Source organism: Microbacterium ginsengiterrae (genome assembly GCF_014205075.1).
GTDB classification, from domain to species: domain Bacteria; phylum Actinomycetota; class Actinomycetes; order Actinomycetales; family Microbacteriaceae; genus Microbacterium; species Microbacterium ginsengiterrae.
In genome coordinates this window covers 1670222-1691913 of record NZ_JACHMU010000001.1, presented here as the reverse complement: position 1 = coordinate 1691913, position 21692 = coordinate 1670222, and the positions used below count along the sequence as shown (strand labels likewise).

The 21692-nt window shown below is 69.3% G+C and carries 21 protein-coding genes; 2 read left to right on the top strand and 19 right to left on the bottom strand.

All coding sequences use genetic code 11. The annotated features are described in order from the left end of the window. Nucleotides 1-30 precede the first annotated feature (30 nt). The gene (locus HD600_RS08390) at nucleotides 31-204 is read right to left on the bottom strand and encodes a hypothetical protein (RefSeq protein ID WP_184282934.1); all 174 of its coding nucleotides are present in this window, start codon (nucleotides 202-204) and stop codon (nucleotides 31-33) included. 117 nt (nucleotides 205-321) lie between these two features. Between HD600_RS08390 and HD600_RS08385 the strand changes: the two genes are divergently transcribed. Beyond that, nucleotides 322-1452, top strand: coding sequence for a DUF4192 family protein (locus HD600_RS08385; RefSeq protein WP_184282932.1), 1131 nt, complete (start codon nucleotides 322-324; stop codon nucleotides 1450-1452). On the opposite strand, the gene lysS is transcribed toward HD600_RS08385, so the two are convergent. The 10 genes from lysS to accB all read right to left on the bottom strand — a co-directional run bounded on the left by lysS (nucleotide 1445) and on the right by accB (nucleotide 13782). Next, nucleotides 1445-2971 (bottom strand): lysine--tRNA ligase, encoded by a 1527-nt coding sequence (gene lysS / locus HD600_RS08380; RefSeq protein WP_144794659.1) that lies wholly within the window; start codon nucleotides 2969-2971, stop codon nucleotides 1445-1447. The two genes, HD600_RS08385 and lysS, sit on opposite strands and share 8 nt — an antisense overlap. Nucleotides 2972-3051: 80 nt before the next feature. Continuing rightward, nucleotides 3052-3819 carry an IclR family transcriptional regulator gene (locus tag HD600_RS08375; protein ID WP_184282931.1) on the bottom strand — a complete coding sequence of 256 codons (768 nt, stop codon included), beginning with the start codon at nucleotides 3817-3819 and terminating at the stop codon, nucleotides 3052-3054. After that, nucleotides 3816-4718 (bottom strand): amidohydrolase family protein, encoded by a 903-nt coding sequence (locus HD600_RS08370; RefSeq protein ID WP_277816227.1) that lies wholly within the window; start codon nucleotides 4716-4718, stop codon nucleotides 3816-3818. The genes HD600_RS08375 and HD600_RS08370 overlap by 4 nt, the downstream gene beginning before the upstream one ends. Then, nucleotides 4715-6694, bottom strand: coding sequence for an acetoacetate--CoA ligase (locus tag HD600_RS08365; RefSeq protein WP_184282929.1), 1980 nt, complete (start codon nucleotides 6692-6694; stop codon nucleotides 4715-4717). Before HD600_RS08365 ends, HD600_RS08370 begins: the two co-directional genes overlap by 4 nt. After that, on the bottom strand, nucleotides 6687-7781 hold the full coding sequence (locus HD600_RS08360; RefSeq protein WP_184282927.1) for a PEP/pyruvate-binding domain-containing protein: 1095 nt from the start codon (nucleotides 7779-7781) through the stop codon (nucleotides 6687-6689). Before HD600_RS08360 ends, HD600_RS08365 begins: the two co-directional genes overlap by 8 nt. Then, nucleotides 7778-9610: a PEP-utilizing enzyme gene (locus HD600_RS08355; RefSeq protein ID WP_184282925.1), complete on the bottom strand. Its 1833-nt coding sequence runs from the start codon at nucleotides 9608-9610 to the stop codon at nucleotides 7778-7780. Before HD600_RS08355 ends, HD600_RS08360 begins: the two co-directional genes overlap by 4 nt. Nucleotides 9611-9612: 2 nt before the next feature. Beyond that, on the bottom strand, nucleotides 9613-10458 hold the full coding sequence (locus HD600_RS08350; RefSeq protein WP_184282923.1) for an HAD-IIA family hydrolase: 846 nt from the start codon (nucleotides 10456-10458) through the stop codon (nucleotides 9613-9615). Next, nucleotides 10455-11915, bottom strand: coding sequence for a pyruvate/oxaloacetate carboxyltransferase (locus HD600_RS08345; protein ID WP_184282921.1), 1461 nt, complete (start codon nucleotides 11913-11915; stop codon nucleotides 10455-10457). The genes HD600_RS08350 and HD600_RS08345 overlap by 4 nt, the downstream gene beginning before the upstream one ends. Next, nucleotides 11912-13264: an ATP-binding protein gene (locus HD600_RS15045; RefSeq protein ID WP_184282920.1), complete on the bottom strand. Its 1353-nt coding sequence runs from the start codon at nucleotides 13262-13264 to the stop codon at nucleotides 11912-11914. The genes HD600_RS08345 and HD600_RS15045 overlap by 4 nt, the downstream gene beginning before the upstream one ends. Beyond that, nucleotides 13261-13782 (bottom strand): acetyl-CoA carboxylase biotin carboxyl carrier protein, encoded by a 522-nt coding sequence (accB, locus tag HD600_RS14895; protein WP_184282919.1) that lies wholly within the window; start codon nucleotides 13780-13782, stop codon nucleotides 13261-13263. The genes HD600_RS15045 and accB overlap by 4 nt, the downstream gene beginning before the upstream one ends. A gap of 184 nt (nucleotides 13783-13966) precedes the next feature. Here accB and HD600_RS08330 point away from each other — a divergent pair, with 184 nt between their 5' ends. Beyond that, the gene (locus HD600_RS08330; RefSeq protein WP_184282918.1) at nucleotides 13967-15775 is read left to right on the top strand and encodes a DUF2207 domain-containing protein; all 1809 of its coding nucleotides are present in this window, start codon (nucleotides 13967-13969) and stop codon (nucleotides 15773-15775) included. 28 nt (nucleotides 15776-15803) lie between these two features. Here HD600_RS08330 and HD600_RS08325 read toward each other — a convergent pair whose 3' ends face one another. Genes HD600_RS08325 through folE form a run of 8 tightly spaced genes read right to left on the bottom strand, consistent with a single transcriptional unit; the run spans nucleotide 15804 to nucleotide 21692 of the window. Further along, nucleotides 15804-16493: a Rossmann-like and DUF2520 domain-containing protein gene (locus tag HD600_RS08325; protein ID WP_184282916.1), complete on the bottom strand. Its 690-nt coding sequence runs from the start codon at nucleotides 16491-16493 to the stop codon at nucleotides 15804-15806. Then, nucleotides 16483-18369: a PH domain-containing protein gene (locus HD600_RS08320; protein ID WP_338402188.1), complete on the bottom strand. Its 1887-nt coding sequence runs from the start codon at nucleotides 18367-18369 to the stop codon at nucleotides 16483-16485. The genes HD600_RS08325 and HD600_RS08320 overlap by 11 nt, the downstream gene beginning before the upstream one ends. Then, nucleotides 18366-18962 carry a PH domain-containing protein gene (locus tag HD600_RS08315; protein ID WP_422120158.1) on the bottom strand — a complete coding sequence of 199 codons (597 nt, stop codon included), beginning with the start codon at nucleotides 18960-18962 and terminating at the stop codon, nucleotides 18366-18368. The genes HD600_RS08320 and HD600_RS08315 overlap by 4 nt, the downstream gene beginning before the upstream one ends. After that, on the bottom strand, nucleotides 18916-19401 hold the full coding sequence (locus tag HD600_RS08310) for a DUF3180 domain-containing protein (protein ID WP_184282913.1): 486 nt from the start codon (nucleotides 19399-19401) through the stop codon (nucleotides 18916-18918). The genes HD600_RS08315 and HD600_RS08310 overlap by 47 nt, the downstream gene beginning before the upstream one ends. Then, nucleotides 19398-19910 (bottom strand): 2-amino-4-hydroxy-6-hydroxymethyldihydropteridine diphosphokinase, encoded by a 513-nt coding sequence (folK, locus tag HD600_RS08305; protein ID WP_241731782.1) that lies wholly within the window; start codon nucleotides 19908-19910, stop codon nucleotides 19398-19400. Before folK ends, HD600_RS08310 begins: the two co-directional genes overlap by 4 nt. A gap of 8 nt (nucleotides 19911-19918) precedes the next feature. Then, complete coding sequence (gene folB, locus HD600_RS08300) at nucleotides 19919-20287, bottom strand: dihydroneopterin aldolase (protein ID WP_184282911.1); 369 nt, start codon at nucleotides 20285-20287, stop codon at nucleotides 19919-19921. 8 nt (nucleotides 20288-20295) lie between these two features. Beyond that, on the bottom strand, nucleotides 20296-21105 hold the full coding sequence (gene folP / locus HD600_RS08295; RefSeq protein ID WP_184282909.1) for a dihydropteroate synthase: 810 nt from the start codon (nucleotides 21103-21105) through the stop codon (nucleotides 20296-20298). Next, a complete protein-coding gene (gene folE, locus HD600_RS08290) occupies nucleotides 21102-21692 on the bottom strand; it encodes a GTP cyclohydrolase I FolE (protein WP_144794647.1) in 591 nt (196 codons plus the stop codon). The genes folP and folE overlap by 4 nt, the downstream gene beginning before the upstream one ends.

The window sequence follows — 21692 nt, the reverse complement described above, 5'->3', positions numbered from 1 at the left end:
GTAGCCGGTGCCGGGGGCGGGGCCGTGCCGTCAGGCGCGGGGAGGCAGACCGCGCGCCGCGCGCTCTTCGGCTTCGATCTCGGCGTGCACCTTGCGCTCGGTCCGATCGAACCGGATGATCCCCCGCAGGACGAAGAAGAAGATGACGCTGACGGCCAGGGTCGGCAGGAGCGACCACACCACCGCACCCCAGAAGCTGTCCATGCCTCCATGGTACGCGCTACGGCGGGGAGGACGGCGACTCCTCCTGCACGGCTGAGCCCACGCACGGCCCCCTGTGGACCACGGTTCCCACCGCGCCTGGTGCGCCACACTCGCCGCATGACCACCGTCCTGCACGCCTCTGATCCCGCCCAGTTCCTCAGCCTCGTCCCCGCACTCGCCGGGTTCACGCCTCGCCGGAGCCTCGTGCTCCTCCCGTTCGCGCAGTCCAGGGCACACGGCGCGATGCGTATGGACCTGCCGGTCGACCGCTCGGCGCTCGACGAGTACGTCGATGCCGCGATCGGCCTGGTCTCCCGCGTGACCGGCACGGAGGCCATCGCCGTCGTCGTCTACAGCGACGACCACCCGCAGCGCACCCCCGACGGCGTCGTACTCCCGGAGACGGTCCTCGTCGAGGAGCTCGTCACGCTCGCCGTCGCGTCCGGCCTGCGGATCGTTGACGCACTGTGCGTGATGACCGATGGCTGGTCGTGCTATCTCGACGACGACCCGGCCGTCCGTACGCTGTCCGGGATTCCGGCCGCGCCGACGGTCGCCGGCGACGTGGACCCCGCCGTCGATCAGTACACCGGAGGGATGCTCCCCCCGTCCGACCTCGGCGAGATGGAGCGCGTGGAGCGTGCGCTGGGTGAGCTCGAGGCGGCACTCTCGCTCGAGGAGACCAAGTCCGTTGCTCGCGTCGATCCGCAGGCCATCGCGGCGACCCTGCTGCTCGACGACATGCCGCAGTTCTTCGAGTCCCTCATCGAACGGCCGCCGGATGCCGAGACGCCGTTCGTCACCGCGGCGCTGCTGTGGTGCCTCGACCGTCCGGCCATCCGTGATGCGGCCCTGCTGCAGTGGGCGACGGATCTGCCGACGGGCCTCCGCGCGTGGGAGGCGCAACTGGCGTTCTCGATGGACGGCGCAGCCATTCCGGACGACCTCGGACGGATGATCATCGGGCAGGGGCCGGGTCCCGACCTCGACCGCCTCCGCGCCGCCCTCGTCGTCGCGCGGACGGCCGCCGCCTGCGCGCCCCACGCCTTCCGGCCCGCACCACTCACGATGGCGGCGTGGATGTCCTGGGCGCTCGGCCGCTCGACGAACGCGTCCCAATACCTCGAGCAGGCACGGCGGATCGCACCCGGTTATCCGATGGCCCACCTGCTCGAGGCGTTGATCGACGGCGCTGTGCTCCCCGAATGGGCGTTCCGCCGCGGCGGACGACCCATGGATGCTACTTGACGAGCGGGAACAGGATGGTCTCTCGGATGCCGAGCCCGGTGATCGCCATGAGGAGACGGTCGATCCCCATCCCCATGCCTCCGGACGGCGGCATGCCGTGCTCGAGCGCGCGGAGGAACTCCTCGTCGACGCGCATCGCCTCGACGTCGCCGCGGGCGGCGAGTTTGGCCTGCTCGACGAAACGCTCACGCTGGATCACCGGGTCGACGAGCTCGGAGTACCCGGTGGCGAGTTCGAATCCGCGGACGTACAGGTCCCACTTCTCCACGACGCCGGGCAGCGAGCGATGCTCACGTACGAGGGGCGAGGTGTCGACGGGGAAGTCCATGACGAAGGTCGGCCGCACGAGGTCGCCCTTCACGAAGTGCTCCCAGAGCTCTTCGATCAGCTTCCCGTGGATGGCGTGCGGAGGGATGTCCACGCCGTTGGCCTCGGCGAACGCGATGAGGTCCTCGACGGAGTCGTCGACCGTGAAGGTGCGGCCGGCGGCGGCAGAGAGGGAGTCGTACATCGAGATGCGGTCCCACTCGCCGCCGAGGTCGTACTCCGTGCCGTCCGCCCAGGTGACGGTGGTGGAACCGGAGACCGCGATGGCTGCCTGCTGCACGAGCTCCTGCGTGAGCTCCGCCATCTGGTTGTAGTCGCCGTAGGCCTGGTAGGCCTCGAGCATCGCGAACTCGGGGCTGTGCGTGGAGTCGGCGCCCTCGTTGCGGAAGTTGCGGTTGATCTCGAACACACGCTCGATGCCACCGACGACGGCGCGCTTGAGGTAGAGCTCCGGCGCGATGCGCAGGTAAAGCTCGGTGTCGAACGCGTTCGAGTGGGTGATGAACGGACGAGCCGACGCACCGCCGTGCTGCACCTGCAGCATGGGCGTCTCGACCTCGAGGTAGTCGTGCGCGCCGAAGGTCGCCCGCAGGCTCGCGTTGACGGCAGCCCGTGCGCGCACCGTCGTTCGGGCCTGCTCGCGAACGATGAGGTCGAGGTAGCGGCTGCGGACGCGCCCCTCCTCGCTGAGCTCGGCGTAGGCGTTGGGCAACGGGAGGATGGCCTTGGTGGCGATCTTCCAGTCGTCCGCCATGATCGACAGTTCGCCGCGGCGGCTGGAGATGACCTGCCCGTGCACGAAGACGTGATCGCCGAGGTCGACGAACTCCTTCCAGCGCGCGAGCGACTCCTCGCCGACCTCGGCGAGGGAGATCATCGCCTGGATGCGCGAGCCGTCGCCGGCCTGGAGGGTGGCGAAGCAGAGCTTGCCGGTGTTGCGACTGAACACGACGCGGCCGGCGACGCCGACGACGACGCCGGTCTCGGCGCCTGCCTCGAGCTCGCCGTACTCCGCGCGCAGCGCGGGGATCGTGTGCGTGACGGGCACGGCGACGGGGAACGCACCGCCGCCGGCGTCCTCCCGCTGCGCGATGAGCTTCTCGCGCTTGGCGAGACGGACGGCCTTCTGCTCGTGGATGTCCTCGCCTTCGGCGACGGGTGCGGGCGTGGGCGCGTCAGGCGCGGTGGTCATGGCAGCTCCTTGCAAGTCGCCTTCGAGTTTACCGGCCGCCGCGTCGCGGCCCCGCTTCGTGCCGAACCACCCGGCACTGATCACTCCCCGGCGTGCAGCGCCTCCTGGAACTCGTTCGCCGTCCGCAGCAGGGCATCGCGCATCTCCGGCACCTGCGACCGGACGAAGCGGGATGCCGGCACCGCCACCGTGAAGGCGGCGACGGGGCGATCGAGTCGGTCTCGGACGGCGACGCCCAAGCCGCTGACGCCCTGCTCGGTCTCCTCGAAGTTCGCGCCGTACCCCTGCTGGCGGATACGGCTGAGATGCCGCTTGAGCGAGGGAAGATCGCGGTAGCGCGCGGTCGGCCAGTCGGGCAGGCCGTTGGCGTACAGGCGGTCCAGTTCCGCCGCAGACATCGCCGCGAGGATCGCCTTGCCTCCCGCGGAGCAGTGCGCGGGCATCTCGTCGTCGACGCGGACTCCGACACGCAGAGGCAGTCCGCACTCCACTCCGTCGAGGAAGCGGATGTTGCGGCCGTGCCGCACCATGACCTGGACCGTCTCTCCCAGGTCATCGTTCAACTTCTCCAGCGCCGGGTGCGCCAGCGACCGGATCCGGCTCAACGTCAGCGACTCAGCGCGCTGATCGATGAGGGCAGGACCCAACCGGTAGCGCCGGTCCCTGTCCTGCACGGCGTAATCGCGGAAGACGAGGGACGACAGCAGGCGGTGAGCGGTGGACGGCGCGACGCCGAGTATCGCCGCCGCATCCGAGACGCTCAGGACCTCGCCTCGTCGAAGCGACGTGAGCAGCACGAGCGCGCGGTCGACCGACTCCACTGGTGGGGAGGGATCCACGGCGCTCATCGGCCGTCCTGCCCGTTGAGCCCGAGGAGGGCGATGGCGTTGTCCCGGATGATGAGCGAACGCGACTCCTCCGGGATGTCGAGGCGCTCGAAATCGGTGAGCCACCTGGTCGGGTCGATGAGCGGGAAGTCCGACCCGAAGAGCACCTTGCGCTTCAGGAGTGAGCCCGCCTGGCGCACGAGCTGCGGCGGGAAGTACTTCGGCGACCACCCGGACAGATCGATGAACACGTTCGCCTTGTGCGTGGCCATCGCCAACGACTGATCCATCCAGGGGACGGACGGGTGGGCGAGGATGATGCGCAACGCGGGGAAGGCCGCAGCCACGTCGTCCACGAGCATCGGCTCGGACAGCCTGAGGCGGATGCCGCGCCCGCCGTCCAGCCCCGCACCGATGCCCGTCTGGCCGGTGTGGAACAGCGCGATCATCCCGTGCCGGGCCAGCAGGTCGTACAGGGGCCAGTGGGCCCGGTCGGACGGGTCGAAGTTTTGCAGGCTCGGGTGGAACTTGAACCCCCGCACTCCGTGGTCCTCGATGAGCGCCCTCGCCGTCTCGACTGCCGCGGCGCCGAGGTTGGGATCCACCGACCCGAACGGGATCAGTACGTCGGCGTTCGCGTGACAGGCGTCGGCGATCTCGGCGCTGCTCAGCGCGGGCTGTCCCAGTGCGGATGTCGCGTCGACCGTGAACACGACCGCGGCCATCCTCAGCTCCCGGTACTTCGCGGCGATCCGGTCGATCGTCGGCGTCCGGTCCGATCCGCTCCGGAAGTAGGCCGCGGACGCATCCAGGAGTTCCTGGTCGAGCGCGAAGTGGCCGTGGTCGTCGGCCTCGACGTGCACGTGCATGTCGACCGCGACGAGATCCTCGACGCGCATCGCCGTCCGGGCGGCCGTCATCGCAGTGCCGCCAGTTCCACGAACTGCTGGAGAGCAGCCGCGTCGTCCACGGCATCCGGGTCGACAGCCTCGGCCAGAGGACGCCCCGACAGGATGCGTTTGACCGGGACCTCGAGTTTCTTGCCGGTCCTCGTGTGCGGCAGCAGGTCCACCCGCAGCACACGATCGGGAACGTGGCGAGGTGACAGCTCGGCGCGGATCGCACCGCGCAGACGCTCGATGAGCTCGTCATCCACCTCGTGTCCCTCCGCGGCGACGACGAACAGCAGCAGTTCACCGTTCCCACCGTCCGGATCGTCGAGATGCACGACGAGGCTGTCTGCGATCTCGGGGAACGCGTCGATGACTCCGTAGAAGTCCGCCGTTCCCAGCCGCACCCCTCCGCGGTTGAGCGTCGCATCACTGCGGCCGGTGATGATGCAACTGCCGACATCGCTGAAGCGGATCCAGTCGCCGTGCCGCCACACCCCCGGATAGACCTCGAAGTAGGCGGCGCGATAGCGGCTCCCGTCCGTGTCGCCCCAGAAGCCGACGGGCATCGACGGCATCGGCTTGCGCACGACGAGCTCCCCGAGTTCGCCGATCACCTCCAGGCCGTCGTCGTCGAAGGCGCAGACGTCGACCCCGAGGCTCGGCCCCGCCATCTCGCCGCGGTACACCGGCTGCCATGGGCCGCCCTGGACGAGTCCGGTGCAGACGTCGGTGCCGCCGCTGCCGACGTTGAGCAGCACCCGGTCGCCGAACTCCTCGTGCACCCAGTCGAACGCCGAGGTCGGCAGCGGGCTGCCGACCACACCGAGCTGACGGATGCTGGTCAGGTCGAATTCACGGGTCGGATGACGCTCTGCCCGCATGCCGTGCAGCAGGAAGGCGGCGCTGAGGCCGACCACCGACGGGCGCCATTTCTCGATCAGCCGCCACTGGAGGTCGGGGTCCGGCCCGACAGGGTTGCCGTCGATGAGGATCATGCTCGACCGCGTCAGCAGTGCCGACGCGACGGCGTTCCACACCATCCATGACGTGGTGGTGAACCACATCAGCCGGTCGCCGGGGCCGAGGTCCCAGTGCAGGGCGTGATTCTTCAGGTGCTCCAGGAGGATGCCGCCGTGCCCGTGGACGATCGGCTTCGGCAGTCCCGTCGTGCCGGAGGTGAACAGCACGGACAGTGGGTGATCGAACGGCACAGGCTCGAACGAGAGCTCTCGTCCCGTCCCGGCGCCGATGCCGATCAGCTCGTCCCACGACGTCGCGTCGCCGATGCCGTCGCCGAGGTACGGCACGCTGACGACGTGTCGCACGGACGGCAGTCCGTCGCGGATCGCACGCACGTCATCGGCGCGATCGATGACCTTCACGCCCTGACTCGTCCCGTAGCGATACCCGTCGACGACGAACAGCACGGTCGGCTCGATCTGTCCCAGCCTGTCCAGCACGCCCTTCACGCCGAACTCCGGAGCGCAGGATGCCCAGATCGCGCCGAGGCTCGCGGTGGCGAGGTAGGCCACGAGCGTCTCCGGGATGTTGGGCAGATACGCGGCGACTCGGTCCCCGGCCCGGACGCCGAGCTCCTCCAGCCCGGCGCGCACATGTGCGACCTGATCGCGCAGCTGCCCGAACGTCAGAGAGATGTCGGCGCGCGTCTGAGACGAAGCCATCACGGCGACGTCGTCCTCATGCGCGCCCGCACGCAATGCATGCTCGGCGAGATTCAGCGTCGCCCCGGGGAACCACCGGGCACCGGGCATCGCCCGCCCCTCGAGCACCGCTGTGGCCGGCGTGTGCGCGATCACCTCGAAGAAATCCCACACACTCTGCCAGAAGTCCTCGAGATGGTCGATCGACCACCGGTGCAGTTCGCCCCAGTCCGCGAACGTCAGTCCGCGCTCGTCCTCGAGCCAGGCGAGGTACTCCGCTGTCTGAGATCCTTCCCGCGGCCGCTCAGGAGCGGGGATCAGTACTTCGGGCCCCTCAACCATGTCGATGGCCTCCCGACGTCTGGGTCTTCGTCGGCACCGTGATGCTCGAGGTGATCCACGACATCATCTTCTCCTTCGGGTCGAAGGCGGGTGCACGCTCGACCCCGCTCCACACCGTCTCGGGACGGCACTGGAGCAGCAGCAGGTTCTCACGCTCGGGGAGCTCCTCGTCAACGGCGAACTCGATGTCCTGAGGACCTCCGTGGCGCTTCTCCAGCCTCTTGCCGAAGGCCGCGAGCGCCACGACCTCCTCGTCGCTCAGGCAGAGCTGGTCGCGCCGTTCCTCCGGGACCTCGGTCGTGCCGTCGCCTCGGCGGTACTCGACCCGCTTGTCCCCGAGCACGCGCGACTGCACCGACAGACCCACCTTGCTCACCGTGAACCGGTCGGGGGTGACCTCCCCGCCGACGACCGCGAGACCGAGACCCCAGCTCGCCTCGAGCACGATACGGGAGCGGTCGCCGCTGATCGGGTCGAGGGTGAACATCACCCCGGCGGTCCGTGCTCTCACCGTCTTCTGCACGACGACGGCCATCTCGACACGGGCGAGGTCGATGCCGCGCTCGAGCGCATAGCGGATCACGCGGGGGGCGTAGACGCTCGTGTAGCAGCGGTGCACGTGGGCGAGCACGTCATCGATGCCCTTGATGTCGACCCAGGTCTCGAACTCGCCGGCGAAGCTGTCGGCGGAGGAGTCCTCCGCCGTTCCGCTGCTCCGTACGGCGACGGCGACGTCCTCGACACCGCTGAGCACGCTCAGTGCGGCGTACCCCTCGCGGATCTTCTCGGCGACGTCAGCGGGGAGCCGTGACGCGGCCATGAGGATGTCGATGCGTTCGGCGGCGGCCTCGATCTCCGCATAGTCCTCCGGGTCGAGATCCTTCAGTTGAGCGGCGATGTCGCGCCGGAGATTGTCCTGATCGAGGAATCGGCGGTACGCGGAGGCGCTGACCGCGAATCCCGGCGGGACGGGAAGGCCGTCGGCGGTCATCTCACCGAGACCCTTGCCCTTGCCGCCGACGAGGCGTGCGTGGGTGCATCCCTCTTCGTCGAACCGGTATGTGTAGGCGTGCGGATCGAAGCTCATGCCGATGCCTCCTCGAGGATGGTGACGGCGCCGGTGTCACCGTCGACGCGGACGCGCTGTCCGGTCTTCAGCCGTGCCGTGGCGAAGCCCGTGCCCACGACGGCGGGGATGCCGTATTCGCGGCACACGATCGACGCGTGGCTCATCATGCCGCCGATGTCCGTGACGACCGCCGATGCCACGGAGAAGGCCGCCGCCCAGCTGGGGGCGGTGATCGCGGCCACGAGGACTTCTCCCGGCTGCAGGCTGGCGAGGTCCTTCTCCGTCTTCAGGACCCGGACGGACCCCTCGTACGTTCCCGGCCCGCCGGGGATCCCGGACAGGACGTTGGGATCGCTGTCCTCCGACCCCAGCCAGTCCTGGACCCGCTCGGTGGTGACGCCGTAGTTCATGACCGCGAAGGGGTCCGTGACCTCGATCGGAGGAACGCCGTACGCCGGCGGCGCGCCCTCGGCCTGGAGAGCGGCCACGATGCCGCGGCGCTCCTCGACGATGGCAGCCCACCGCTCCTTGCCGCGCGCCGGGACGCCGATCGCCCAGGACTGCACGACGTCGGCGAGGACCTCGTCGAGTTCGAACCGGTTGATGTAGAAGATGTCGTCGCGGGTGGATGTGAAGCCGGCGCTGACGAGGAAGTCGCCGAGCTCCTTCACCTTCTCCCAGAACACCGAGTGTGCCCAGTGCTCGACGTAGATGTTGTGCTCCTCGATGAACGGGAACACCGTACGTGAGAGGTTCAGCAGCTCGTCGAACTGCGCCTTCTCCGCTTCGCTGAGCAGATCCCGGTACTCCGAGACGAGCTCATCGCGTTCGCTGCGCAAGCGCTCGACGGGACGGCTGACGACCTCGCCGGCTGCGATGCGCCGGGCGTAGCGACCGATGCCCTGCATGGGGATGTTCGGGTCGGAGATCCAGGTCTCCTGGTCGTTGGTGAACCCGTACTCGGCGAAGTAGTCGAACCACGGATTCTTCGAGGTCTCGTACTCGGCCAGCCACCGGCGCCCGTTCTCACTGCCCGCCAGCACAGTGAACGTCTCGGAGGCGTCGCGTGCGGCGGCGACCTCCTCGACGAGGTCGAGCTCCACGGCGAGGGTGGCCAGCCGACGCAGTTCGTCGTCCGGGCGAAAGGCGAGCACGTCGACACCGGCGACCATGCGGGCGATCTCCTGGTCGCTGATCTGCGGGAAGGCCTGCTTGCAGAACTGGAAGAAGACGATGTACCCGCCGTAGCCGAGGTTGAGGAACTCGAAGTGGTGCTGCCAGATCACGAAGAAGTCGTCGATGAGGCGGTGGTATCCGGCGATGATGTCCCACGATGTGGAGACGCCGCGAGCCTCGGTCACGACCTCGATCGGGTCGTACTCGCCCAGCGGAGGGAACGAGATGGTGCGCATGCGCTCGACGGCGTCGGTGACCTTCGTCTTCCACTTCGCGTACAGCTCGTCCCAGTTGGCGTAGTAGTGGCCAGCGCGCTCCTGGAAGACCTCGACGCGGCGGCCGATCTCCTCTGGGTCGGTGATCGCGATCGGACGAATGTAGACGTAGCCGTTCATCACGCGCACGTCCAGGCCCAGCGACGTCGGCAGCACGAAGATGCGGGCGCTGTTCTGGCCCGCGCCCAGGTACACCGCCTCGGCGCCGATGCTGTCGAAGGGGTGCACGCCGCGGGACCAGTGCATGGTGTCGGCGAACCAGAAGCCGGCGTCCTCCTCATCGCGGCGTTCTTCGCCGGGGACGAGGTAGTACGGGTACATGGATCGCCAGTTCTCGGCACCCTCGGGTGCGTCGACTTCGTGGAAGAACGGGAAACGGCGCTGGTTCTCGGTCATTTTCATGCTCCTTGTCGGGTGGTCTGCGGTGCGAGGCGACGATGCAGCACCGCGATGTCGTCGAGGACGATTTCGGGTCGGGTGGGTCCGGTGAGGTCGTCGGCATCGCTCTGTGTCGTCGCTCCGGAGAGGAGGAGGATGCCGGTGCCCCCCATGTGGTGAGCGAGTCGGATCTCGGCGGGGGCATCGCCGACGACCGCGGAGGCTGCGCCGTCGACGCCCAGTCGCCGCAGCAGGCTCTCGGCGAGTACCGCGGACGGCTTGCCCGCCACCTCGGCCTTCCGGCCGGTGGCGAATTCGATGCTCGCGGCGATGGCTGCCGACACGGCGAGAGAACGACGGATGCCGCCCGAGAACCAGGGCGAGTCGACGGTGGTGTAGAACGCCGCGCCGGCGGCCACCGCGAGGGCTGCGGCGTTGAGCACGGGTGTCTCATAGCTGGACGCGGCGCCGACGACGACGACGTCGGCGAGTTCTTCGCCGGGTGCGGCAAGGGTGATGCCGCGCTCGCGCATCGGCTCGGTCACGCCCTCCGCTCCGACGACGAGGACGCGCGCACCGGGGTGGTGGGCGAGCACGTGGTCGGCGGCGGCGCTGCCTGCGGTGACGAAGGCGTCGTCGCGGACGGGGAGGCCGATGTCACGCAGGTGCGCGGCGTAGACGGCCGGGGGCAGTTCGGAGGCGTTGGTGCAGACGACGACCTCGTCACCGCGATCATGCAGCAGCTCCATGATCTCGATCGCTCCGGGAAAGGGCACGCCGCCCTTTCCGCCTGCGCGGGTGGTGCGCACCAGGCATCCGTCGACGTCGAACACCCAGCCGCGGATGTCGTCCAGCGCAGCGCTCATGCGGTCCCTCCCGGTCGAGTGAGTGCGAACTTCGCGTCGCCCTGTGAGAAGGCGACGTTGAGCTGCGGACGGTTCTCCACGGCCTTCAGCAGGGAGGCGAGAGCGGATGCCGCGCCGGTGCCGCGTGCGGCCTGCATGGCGTCGACCTGCTCTGCGGGCATGACGGCCCGGAGCAGCAGTTCCTCGTCGTCCACACCCCCGAAGCGGGCGCGCATCTGCTCAAGGGTCTCCTCGCTCGAGCCGTCGGACGGCGGCAGCTTGCCCCGCGCGGTGGTCATCGCCCGATCCATGAGGTTCTGGTCGACGTCGCCGGGCAGGGGGCCGAAGTCCCCGCGCAGCAGATCGATGACCTCGTCGCTGAGCTGCTTGTAGCGCTCCCCGGTGATGACGTTGAGTGTCGCCTGCGTGACGATGTACTGCGCGAAAGGGGTCATGACGATCGGCCAGCCGAGGTCGCGCCGCACCGCGACGGATTCCTCGACCACGGCGTCGAACAACTCGGGGCGGCCCATCTCGCGCAGCTGGCGGGCGAGAGTGGACTGCACTCCGCCGGGGATCGTGTGCCGGTAGTAGTCCTCGTCGTATTCGCGCGGAACACCCGCAGGGAGTCGCTTGATCTGCGCCTGACGGGTCCAGTAGGCCGAGGCGCGTTCCATGGCCTCGACGTCGACGTCCACGGAATGACCGCGTGCACGGAGGTTGCGCACCATCGTCAGAGCCGAGGGGTGCGAGGAACCGTTCGCGAGCGGAGGGAGCGCGGTGTGCAACTTCGTCATCCCGAGGTCGGCGGCCTCCAGGAGGGTGAGCGGCGACACCCCGGTCGTGGCGTGGCTGTGGATCTCGTCCAGGCGCAACCGGCTCAGACGTCCCTGCAGCATGGGTACCATTCCGCGCAGGCGCTCCGGGGTCATCAGCCCGGCTGGGTCCTTCAGATAGATGCTGTCGATCGCATCGCAGTCGTCCAACTCGGCGATGCGGTCGGCGTAGTACTCGTCCGTGTGCACGGGGCTCGTGGTGTAGCAGATGCCGCCGACGACATCGGTGAAACCGGCATCCTTCGCCATCCGCGCGATCCGGCGGGCGCCTGCCATGTCGTGCATGGGGTCGATGACCCAGAGCCGGCTCACGCCGTTGCGCACGAGCAGTCGGAAGGCCAGCTCGAAGAGCACGTCGGGGGTGCGGTAGAAGGTGATGAACCGCTTGCCCGTCGTGAGGAAACCGAGGGGCGTGTCCGGCATGAGTCGCTTCGCCGTACGCAGCATCTCCCACGGGTCCTCCTTGTGCGTGCGCACGGCCATGGCGAGGATGGTGCTGCTGGCGGTCTCGATGGCGCGATAGCCGACCTTGTTCAGGTCGGGCGCGGCGCCGGCGATCATCCGGGTCGTCATGCCGACGGCGCCCCACATGCTCTGATTGCCGTCGCGGATCGAGACGTCGACGAGTTCGACATCGGTCATGAGGCACCTCCGGACAGGATGGTGTCGCCGAGCCAGTGCGTGGTGACGTCGTTCTGGGCGAACACGGGGTCGGTGACGATTCGGCGCAGCAGCGGCTGCGAGGTCGTGATGCCGTCGATGGCGAACTCGTCCAGCGCGGTGACCATGCGGGCGATCGCGGCGTCGCGATCCGCACCCCAGGTGATGAGCTTGCCCATCAGGGCGTCATAGAACGGGGGGAAGTCGTAGCCCTGGTAGATGTGCGAGTCCAGCCGGATGCCGCCGCCGAAGGGCGGGCGCCACACGGCGACATGACCGGGAGTGGGCATGAGGTCGCGGTCGGGATCCTGAGCGGTGATGCGCACCTCGAGTGCGTGGCCCTCCGGTTCGGCATCGGCCTGGGTGATCTCGATCGGCTCGCCGAGGGCGGCGAGCAGCTGCTGGCGGACGAGATCGACCCCGGTGACCTGTTCGGTGACCGGATGCTCCACCTGCAGACGCGGGTTGACCTCGAGGAAGGCGACCTGACGGGTACCGACGTCGTAGAGGAACTCCACCGTGCCGAGGCCGACGTAGTCGAGTTCGGCGGCGATCTTCAGCGCGCTCGTCGTCATCACCTCACGGGTGGTCGCATCGATCGAGGTCGACGGCGACTCCTCGACGACCTTCTGATAGCGGTACTGCACGGAGCATTCCCGCTCGCCGAGGTGGATGCGGTTGCCGTGCCGATCGCCGAGGATCTGCACCTCGATGTGCTTCGCCGAGGCGACGTAGCGCTCGAGGAAGACCGTGCCGTCTCCGAAAGCGGCGGCAGCCTCGCTGGAGGCCACGCTCCAGGCGTCGGCGAGCTCGGCGGCCGAGTGGACGAGCTTCATCCCCCGGCCTCCGCCGCCGTAGGCGGCCTTGACCAGTACCGGGAAGCCGATCTCCTCGGCGAGGCGCGAGACGTCCTCCCAGTTCTCGGCCGTTCCCCCTGCGGACACGGGGACGTCCAGTCGCTCCGCGAGGGCACGGGCGCTCAGTTTGTCGCCGAGTGCCTCCAGCGCCTCGGGTGACGGTCCGACGAACACGATGCCGTTGTCGGCGCAGCCGCGGGCGAGATCCGGGCGCTCCGAGAGGAACCCGTACCCGGGATGGAGGGCTGTGCATCCTGTGGAGATCGCAGCCTGGAGCACCGCGTCCACCGACAGGTAGCTCTCTCGCGACTGCGGACCGCCGAGGACGACGACCCGGCCCGCGCGCCGTGCGGCGAGGGAGGAGCGGTCGGCGAGCGAGACGCCGAGCACGGTCTCGTATCCGAGGCGATCGCACGCCTCGATGATCCGCACTGCGATCTCGCCGCGGTTGGCGACGAAGACGCGCTCGGTCACGAGGCCCGCCCGAGGACGAACAGCGGCTGGTCGTATTCGACGAGGTCGCCGTCTCGGACAAGGATGCGACGGATCTCTCCCGCCTCTGCGGCCGGCACGGAGTTCATGAGCTTCATGACCTCGATGATGCAGAGCGTCGCATCGGCGGTGACCGTCTGTCCCTCCTGCACGAAGGGGGGCTCGCCGGGCTTCGGAGAACCGTAGAAGGTGCCGAGCATGGGCGAGCGGACGACGAACTCATCGGCGGCGAGCTCATCGCCTGCGCCGGACGGAGCCGCGGCCGCTGCCGCGCGAGTGCCGGCCGCGGCCGTGGGCGCGGCTTGAGGCGAGGCGACGGACGCCGGTGCCGTCGTCGTGCCCGCTGCCGAGGGAGTCGTGGCGGTGCCATCCACAGGGAGAGGCGCATCTCCGCGGCTCACGGCGATGCGCAGATCGCCCTTCTCGAAACGGAACTGGCTGAATTCCGTCTTGTCGAGCAACTCGATGATGGCGGCGAGCTCTTCGAGGTCGATGTCCACGCGGGCGACTCCTCACATCAGTGTGATCGTGACGGAACCGTCGTCGGATCCGCGTGTTCAGAGTAAGTCCCGATTCCTGTGGACGCAATGAACTTGCTAAGCATTCCGCCCTACGGAATCTTGCTTGCGCGTGGGGGAGCGGCTCGGTCGCTCCCGCGAGATCGTCGATCTGTACCCTCGAAGGATGTTCAGGAGAAGACTCCCTCGCATCCTCGCTCTCACCGTGAGCGTCGCCGCGCTGTCCTCGTCCGGCGCCTCGGCCACCGCCGCCCAACCGATGGCGGACGTGGACGACTTCGACTTCTCCTCTTGGGAGGCGACGTTCGACCTGAGCCTCGACGACGACGGCCGCGCCGTGCTGCACGCGACCGAGACCAGGGTGGCGGAGTTCCCCGACTTCGATCAGAACCGCGGGATCGTCGCCGGCTTCCCTGAGCGGTATCAGGGCGCTCCGTTGCACACGACGATCCTCTCCGTCCGCGACGAGGACGGTCAGCCGGTCGTGTTCGAGACCGAGGAGGACGACGACGTCCTCTACGTCCTCACCGGAGACGACGACTTCGTGCACGGACCGACCACCTACGTCATCGAGTACGAGATGCACGACGTCATCCTCGCCGCATCCGGCACGAAGGTCGACGAGTTCTACTGGGACCTCCTTCCGCTCGACAGCACGCAGGACATCGGCGCGTTCCGTGCGGACATCCGGTTCGACGAGGAGCTCGCCTCGCGGCTGACGGGTGATGCCGCCTGCTATCAAGGAGGGCAGGGGGCCACCGACCGGTGCGAACTCGGTTTCGACGGCGCGGGTGACTTCACGGTCGAGGCATCGCAACTCACAGCGGGCGAAGGGGTGACGGTCGCGATCGCGCTCGAGCCCGGCACCGTCACGCAGCCCCCGGCACGACTGCCGAACCCCGCGACCGACGTCGTGCCATTTGCCGCGGGCGGGGTCGCCGCCCTGTTGTCGGTGGGCGGCTGGGTCGGAGCCGCCGCGATGGTACGCCGCCGTCGGCGCGCGACCGGCATCGTCGTGGCACAGTACGACGTGCCGGACGACATGCCGCCGCTGCTGGCCAGCGCCATCGTTCCCGGCGCGAGGAATGCGCTGTCCGCGCAGATCATCCACCTCGCCGTGCGGGGCATGATCCGGCTGGAGGACATTCCGGAGGCGGGTGAGAAGAAGCGGAGACCGCGGCTCCGCCGGCTTGACGCCCCGATCCCCGACCCGCTCGACGCGCAGTCGCTGCGCGCGCTGTTCGGCAGCGACGAGCGCGGTGTGATCATGAAGATGCCCAAGAACAGTCAGTCGTTCGCCGAGCGGGTTCAGAAGCTGCTGAAGTCCGCACCGGCCGTGGCGAGGGATCGTGGTCTGACGACCAGGGCGAAGAGCCCGGCGGCCCGTCTGCTCCTGACTGGAGCGCTCATCGCGTTCGCCGTCATGGTCGGGCTGTTCGTCTGGGGCGCGGCGACAGGGCGGGATTCCGCGATCGGCGTGGGCGTCGCGATGGTGGCGTGCGGCATCCTCGTCCTCATCTCGACGATCATGGCGTTCGCGAAGCACACCGTCCTCAGCCCCGATGGCGCACTGCGGTTGGAGTATCTCAACGGCGTGCGCGAGTTCATCCGCGTCGCAGAGGCCGATCGCCTGCGGATGCTGCAGTCGTACAGCGGCGCCGAGCGCCGCGACGACGGGGGTGTCGACGTGATCCACGTGTACGAGCGCCTGCTCCCCTACGCCATCCTGTTCGGACAGGAGAAGGAGTGGGGCGGGGTGCTGGAGAGCGCGTACAGTCAGGCGCACCGCGAACCGGGTTGGATCGACGGCTCGAGCTACGGCATCGCCACGAGGATCGCGCTGTTCTCGGCAGCCACGAGCTCCTCCTCCGTCTACGCCTCGCCGAGCAGCGGCAGCTCGTCGAGCTTCGGCGGCTCGTCCGGTGGCGGCTTCTCCGGCGGCGGTGGCGGAGGCGGATTCTCCGGCGGCCGCTGACCTGGCTTCACGCCCGCGGACGCCAAACTCAGACGGCGGGCGGGTCGGACTCCTCGCGCAGAGCGGTCTCCACGGTCGACTGCACGAGCGCCGACAGGTACCCCCCGGGGTTCTCGACCCCGATGCGGCGCAGCAGCGACGTCGACTGTCCGATGATCGCCCGCGAGAACTCGGATGCCGTGGCGATCGCCTCCGCATACGCTGGCCGGTCCTCCTCGGCGATGACGACCGGCTCGCAGCCGAGCTCGACGGCGAGCGCCTGCGCGATCGGGAGCACGGGGCCCGGCGCGGAGACGGCGGCGAAGCTCGCCTGCAGCTGACGCAGATCGATCGAGGTGCCGGTGAACGAGATCGCCGGATGCACCGCGAGCGGGATCGCGCCTGAGCGCTGCGCCGGCTCGAGGACCCCGATCCCGAATGCGGGGTCCGTGTGCAGCACGAGCTGCCCCGGTTGCCATGCACCGACGTCGACGAGACCGCTGACGAGCCCCGGCAGCTCATCGTGCGGCACGGCGAGGATCACCAGCTCGCTGCGCCGCAGCACCTCCTGCGCGTCGAGCACGGGGACGTCGGGCAGCACGCCGGCGACCCGGTCGTCGTCGGATCCGCTCGTGATGCCGATGATCGCGTGCCCCGCCCCGCCCAGCGCCGCGCCGATGACAGGGCCGACCCTCCCTGCGCCGATGATCCCGACGCCGAGGCGGCCGTCACGCCTCATGGGACCTCTCCGAGGTGGCGGACGGGTCGACGGCGGCGGGGTCCGCGGCGGAGGTGTCCGCGAGCACGGCGGCGACCGCATCGGCGTCCTCCGCCCAGCGGTGACCGTGATCACGCTGAACGGCGACCGCGGCACGGTGGGCGATCTCCTCCAGCGACGCATTCACCTCTGCGCTGTCGATGCCGACCACGTCGCCGAGCACGGGCCCGGTGACGCTGTGCGCCTTGAGGTATCCGACGCGCTGCAGACGATCGATCGGTCCCTGCTGGGACGAGATCCCCTGGAGTCGAACGAGGGGGAACACCGCGAGCTTGCGGACCATGACGCCACGACGCATCAACAGGGCGAAGTCGGTGACGGCGAACCCGTGCCGCTTCCACGAGAGCGGCCGCCGCCACCAGGCGCGCCGGACCATCCTCCGATACGGGTCCGCCTGCGTCTGCGGCCCCTGGATGCCGTGCTCCCAGACGAGCGGCGCATCCTGCGCGGGGAGGTCGGGAAGGATCAGCCCGAGCACCCGCTGCACATCGGCGGCGTCGCCGACCGGCAGCACGATGTTGAACTGCTGGGCGGTGCTCGACTGCTGCTGCGCGAGGCTCTTGCCGCTCATGCGATTGATCTTCACCATCCACCACCCGAACGGTCGCCACAGCACCGATTGGGTGACCTCGACCGCGAAGATGCGGCCAGGGGGGATGGTCTCGGTGACGGTCGTGAACAGCCCGTACGTGATGCGGACGCCATCCGGCGTCGGAGCGATCGAGTAGCGCAACGACTTCGAGATCTGCGACCAGGTGATGGCGATCGTGGCCAGGAGCATCGGGATGCCGACACCGAGCGAGATGCCCAGTACGGCGAGCCACGAATCCGGGTCACCGTCGGCGAGGATCGCCGGGACGGTGAACGCGAGCATGATGCCGAAGAGCACGCCGAAGAACAGCAGCCACAGCAGGGCCGTGAGCAACTGCGACCCGACGAGGCGACCGGTCGGGATCTTCACGACGCTCTCCGCCGCGACGTCGGCGAGGTCGACACCCTCGATGAGGCCGTTCACGCCCTGGTTCATCGAACCGACGAGCTGGGCGCGGACACCCGGCGCCGCTGCCGCCGCCGGCGATCCCCCGCCGGCGCGCTCCAGTCGCGCGGCCCGCGCTCCGGAGGCCAGGCGCAGGATGTCGGCGCGCACCCCCTCCGCCTTGGTGGTCGTCAGGTACTCCAGCGGCACGTTCGCGTCCGTTCCCGCGCCGACGACCTCGAGCTTGGCCATGCCGACGAGGCGGGCGGGGAACGGCCGGGTGAGGTTGACCCCCTGCACCCGGTCGAGCGGCGCACGCCGCTGCGAGCGGAAGATGATCCCCTTGCGCACTTCGACGTGCTCGTCGTCGATGCGGAACTGCTGGAACCGCCACACGAGCCAGAACGCGGCGATGAGAACGATCAGCACGCCGAGGACGGAGGCGAGCGCGATGAGGATGAGGTTGTTCGACAGCACCCAGTCCACGGGGTCTCCCCCGGAGAAGTCGTCGATGTGGGTTTCGGGGGCGAACAGGTCGACGGCCCAGTAGATGATGCGCTCACGGAAACTGTTCGCCAGGATGCCGGCGACGATGATGAGCACGAGGCCGCCCTTGAACAGCGGCGTCAGCGGGTGCAGTCGGTGCCACTCGCCGTCGGCGAGGGACTCCTCGGCCGGGGGCGGCGCGGGTGAGGACGGGCCGGCGGGCGATGCCCCCGGCGTCCCATCGGAGGATGCGGGCCCGAAGCCGTGATCCCCTGCCGCGGACACGCCCATCGGCGGTGCGCCGTACTGCGGCGGACCGACCGGCGGCGGAGGGGCCTGCCCGGCGAACCGATCCGGCTGTTCCGGCGTGCTCACAGGCCGGTCCGGCGGGTCTCGGCGACCGTGATGAGGGTGTCACGCAGCGATTCGGCCGCGGCCTGCGTGAGTCCGGGGATCTGGACACCGGTCGCCGTGGCGGCGGTCACCATCTTCAGCTGCGACACGCCGAACGCGCGATCGAGCGGGCCGTGGGTGATGTCGACGAGCTGCATCCGCCCGTAGGGCACGGCGATGATGCGCTGCCACAGGATGCCCCGACGGAACACGATGTCGTCCTCGCGGAGCATGTAGCCGATGGCCTTCGCCTGACGTGGCAGGACGATGAGGGTCGCGAGGATCACCACGACGGAGATGCCCGCGGGGATCCACACCCAGGTCTGCTCGAAGGCGAGGCCGACGACGAGGGCCGCGGCGATGATGAGCGCGAGCAGGATGCCGTTCTGCACGAACTGCGACGTGACGTACCGCGGCGAGATCTGGTGCCACTGCCCGTCGAGCGCCAGGCGGCCCGCCCCGCGGGGTTCCCGCAGGTGCTCATACGTCCCCTCGTCGAGCACCGGAGCGGACACGCGCGGCGCCTGTTCAGCTCCGGTCGGCTCCGGCGGCGGGGTCATCTGGCTGTCGGTCATCAGGTTCCTTCGGCAGAGTGCAGAACTGTTCGGCGACGAGTGCGGCGCCCGCGAGGACGAGCGCACTCGCCACGAGGGCCGTCATGGCCACAACCGACCCTACCTGGGGAGCGACGGGGCGCGACAGGAGGAAGACGAGCAACCCGGATCCGAATCCCGCCATGATCGCCCCGAGCAGGCTGGACGCCCTGGCGAAGGTCGCCGCGCGCATAGCACGGAATGGGTCGATGCGTCCGCGCGATGGGTCGCGCAGGCTCCGCCGCACCGGCCACGCCAGCACGAGGCAGGCCGTCGCGAGCAGAAGCAGCAGAAGCGGGAGGAATCCGGACGGGGAGAACGTCGCCCGCCCGCTCGCCGTGAGCAGGTGGTCGATGAGATACCCGATCCCTCCGCCGGCGAGAGCCAGGAGGATGAGGACGAGCGGCGAGGTGCGCTTCATCGACGCAGCGCCTCCACGAGATCGGCGACCCTGCCGCGCCCGGGGATCTCGGCGTCGGGGTCCAGGCTCAGCCATGGCTCGAGGACGAACAGCCGCTCCGCAGCCCGAGGATGCGGGAGGAGCACATGCGGATCATCAGACCGCAGGTCCCCGTAGACGATGAGGTCGAGGTCGAGGGTCCGGTCGCCCCAGCGCTCGCGGCGCTCTCGACCGTGCTCCTCCTCGATCGCGTGCAGCAGCCCGAGCAGCACCTGCGGGGCGAGGCGCGTGGTGAAGGTGGCGACGGCATTCAGATAGGCGGGAGCGTCGGGATCGGGGCCGTCGAGGCGCTCGGCGACCGTCTCGTACAGGTCGGACACCCGCACGTCGTCGACGAGCGGCAGTCGGGAGATGCGCAGCGCCGCCTGATGGATTGTCTCCGCCCTGTCACCGAGGTTCGCCCCCAGCGCGACCACGACCGCGGTCGCGTCACGACCGGGACGAGGGTCAGGCGTGGAGATCGGCGGCATCCGGACCATCATGCGGCTCCGTTCCTGCTGCGGCGGATCGTGACGGACACATCGGTGAACGTCAGTGGGATGGGCGCGTGCGGTTTGTGCACAGTGACCTCGACCTGTCCGACCCGATCGTCATCGAGGACGACGTCGGCGATGCGCTGCGCGAGGGTCTCGATGAGGTCCACCGGTTCGCCGCCGACGACGGCGGCGACGCGTTCGGCGAGCTCGCCGTAGTGGACCGTGTCGGCGACGTCGTCGGATGCCGCGGCATCCGCCAGCGAGAGATGAAGACGCAGGTCGATGATGAAGTCCTGGCCGTTCTCACGCTCATGCGCGAAGACGCCGTGCCTGCCGAAGACCGTCAGTCCGGTGAGGGTGATCGTGTCCATGCCGCGGCTCACCCTTCCCACGCGCGCGCGATCGCGAGCGCATCGCGTGTGGCTGCGACGTCGTGCACGCGCACGGCCCAGACGTCGTGACGGACGGCGAGCGCGCTCGTCACCGCCGTCGCGAGGTCGCGGCGGGCCTCGGAGACGTCGGCGGCCTCCTCATCGCCACGCCGGAGCGTCTCGGCGAGGAACCGTTTGCGTGATGTGCCGATGAGCACGCGGTATCCGAGTCCGGTGATGTCGCCGATCCCTCGCAGGACGTCCCAGTTCTGCGCACCCACCTTCGCGAATCCGATGCCCGGGTCGACGATGATGCGGGAGGGCGCGATGCCGGCGGCCGCCGCCTCGCCGATCCGCTCGCGCAGTTCACCGGCGACCTCGCGCGACGCGCGCCGGTACTCGGCTCCGGCGTACATGTCGTCGGACGGTCCTCGCCAGTGCCCGATCGCGAAGTCCGCACCGGACTGTGCGACGGCCGCGCGCATCTCGGGGTCGGAGAGCCCTCCGGAGACGTCGTTGACGATGCGGGCTCCCGCGTCCACCGCGGCCGCTGCGGTCGAGGCGTTGAGCGTGTCGACACTCACGACGATGCCGTGCCTGGCGAGCTCCTCGATGACGGGAAGCACACGCTCCTGCTCGACCGCCGGGGCGATGCGCTCCGCGCCGGGCCGGGTGGATTCCCCACCGACGTCGAGCACCGTGGCGCCGGCGTCGCGGAGTGCGAGCCCGTGTGCGATCGCGCGCTCAGGATCGAGGTAGCGCCCGCCGTCACTGAACGAGTCGCTGGTCACGTTGACGATGCCCCAGATGCCGGTCATGCCTGCCCGCTCCCGATGAGAGCGATCAGCTCGGCACGCGCGGCCGGCTCGGTGTAGGCGCCGCGCGCGGCGATCGTCAGCGTCGACGCCTCGGTCTGACGCGCACCGCGCATCGTGACGCAGCCGTGCACGGCATCCAGGACGACGAGGACACCGCGGGTGTCGAGATGCTCGGCGATCGTGTCGGCGATCTGCTCGCCGAGGCGTTCCTGGACCTGAGGGCGCGCCGCGAGCGTCTCCACGACGCGGACCAGAGCGCCGAGCCCGACGACCTGCTCACCCGGCAGGTACGCGATGTGCGCACGTCCGGCGAAGGGCAGCAGGTGATGCTCGCACACCGAGCGGAAGCGGATGTCGCGCAGCAGGACCGCGCCCGACGGCAGGGTCTCCGGTGCGGGACCGCGTGTCACGCTGATGGTCTTCGAGAGCGGTTCCGCGGCGTCCTCCCCCACTCCGGAGAAGAACTCCGTGTAGAGGTCGGCGACACGCGTCGGGGTCTGCTTGAGCCCCGGTCGATCCGGGTCCTCCCCAATCGCCTCGAGGAGTTCGCGGGTCAGCCGTTCGACCCGTTCGCGGTCGACGGCCAC